Origin of the sequence: Macromonas nakdongensis (genome assembly GCF_002837145.1) — a bacterium.
In the GTDB taxonomy this organism is placed as follows: Bacteria; Pseudomonadota; Gammaproteobacteria; order Burkholderiales; family Burkholderiaceae_C; genus Macromonas_B; species Macromonas_B nakdongensis.
Genome location: NZ_NWMV01000110.1, coordinates 1 through 1,695, shown reverse-complemented (window position 1 = coordinate 1,695; position 1,695 = coordinate 1). Strand labels below are relative to the sequence as shown.

The window sequence follows — 1,695 nt, the reverse complement described above, 5'->3', positions numbered from 1 at the left end:
GGCGCGCGAGCTGGCGCGGCGGCTGGACGCGCTCGGCCTGCGCTGCCCGGCCACGCACGGCGAGACCCATTTTTGGAGCAGCGGCGACCTGGACCGCGCGCGCCAGGTCATGGGCCTGCTGTGGGGGCAGCCAGTGGCGGTGGCCGCCCTGCCCGAACCGGCCTGAAGCGCCGGCCCCGGCCTCAGCTGCCGGCCACTTTCATGCGGTTGAGCAACACCGAACCCACGTTCTTGGCGCCGTAACCGTAGACATCCGACCCGATGGCCTCGATGCCGAGGAACATGTCCTTCAGGTTGCCGGCGATGGTGATTTCCTGCACCGGGTAGGCGATCTGGCCGTTTTCCACCCAGTAGCCGGCCGCGCCGCGCGAATAATCGCCGGTGACGTAGTTCACGCCCTGCCCCATCAACTCGGTCACGAACAGGCCGGTGCCCAGCTTGCGCAGCATGGCGTCCAGGTCGTCGCCGGCCTGCGTCTGGCGGCTGCTGAGGTAGAGGTTGTGCGAGCCGCCCGCGTTGCCCGTGGTGCGCATGCCCAGCTTGCGCGCCGAATAGGTGCTCAGGAAATAGCCCTTCACACAACCGGCGCCCACCACCTGGCGCGCCACGGTCTTGACGCCCTCGTCGTCGAACGGCGCGCTGCCCTTGCCCCCCAGGATGAGGGGATCCTCGAACAGGTCGATGTGCCCGGGAAAGACCTGGCGGCCCAGGCTGTCCACCAGGAAGCTGGTCTTGCGGTAGAGCGCACCGCCACTGATGGCCTGCACGAACGCCCCCAGCAGGCCGGCGGCCAGCGGCGCCTCGAACAGCACCGGGCATTCGGTGGTGGCGATCTTGCGCGGGTTCAGGCGCGCCAGCGCGCGCTCGGCGGCGTAGCGGCCCACGGCCTCGGGGCTGGCCAGTTCGGTCGGCGAACGCATGGAGCTGAACCAGTAGTCGCGCTGCATGCGGGCCCCTTTGCCGGCGATGGGCGAGACCGAAAAGCTGTGGCGCGAACTGGCGTACCCGCCCCGAAAAATGCCTTGGCGACCACGTTCGCCGCCGCGCAGGTGTTCGGTGAAAAAGTGCGACTGCTGGGCCGAGACGCCCGCGCCCTCGCTGTTGCTGATCTGCTTGCTGGTGGCCAGTGCCGCGGCCTCGCAGCGCAGGGCGATCTGCACCGCCTCCTCGGCGCCGATGGTCCAGGGGTGGAACAAGTCGAGTTCGGGGTAGTCGTTGGCCACGTCCTGCTCGTCGGGCAGGCCGGCGACCGGGTCTTCGGCAGTGAAGCGCGCGATATCGTAGGCCGCCTGCACCGTCTGGCGGATGGCCACCGCGGAAAAGTCGGAGGTGGACGCGTTGCCGCGGCGCTGCCCCAGGTACACGGTGATGCCCAGCGACTTGTCGCGGTTGCGCTCCACATTCTCCAGCTCGCCCTTGCGCACCGACACGCTCAGCCCCGCCCCCTCCGACACCTCCACGCCACCGTCGCTGGCGCCCAGCTTCCTGGCGTGGGTCAGGGCCAGGTCGGCCAGTTCCTCAAACTGCTCGCGGCTGTACTGAAAGCCGGCTGGTGGGGCCGACGGGACGGGGGCAGCGCTGGTGCGGGCACGCGCCGAGGCACCGCCCGAAGCGTCACGCCTGGCGGTGGAAGTCAGGGTCTTTTTCATGCTGCCGGCTATGATACTTGGATGGCACGCAAACCCACCAAAGGCT

General features: G+C 69.2%; 1 protein-coding gene. It reads right to left on the bottom strand.

The annotated features are described in order from the left end of the window. Positions 1–182: 182 nt before the first annotated feature. Positions 183–1,649 carry a metalloprotease PmbA gene (pmbA, locus tag CON77_RS13275; protein WP_101049894.1) on the bottom strand — a complete coding sequence of 489 codons (1,467 nt, stop codon included), beginning with the start codon at positions 1,647–1,649 and terminating at the stop codon, positions 183–185. Between the last annotated feature and the right edge of the window lie 46 nt (positions 1,650–1,695).

Bases quoted from the DNA above. Each gene is read 5' to 3' on its own strand.
- pmbA (WP_101049894.1), bottom strand. From the start codon at position 1,649: ATGAAAAAGACCCTGACTTCCACCGCCAGGCGTGACGCTTCGGGCGGT.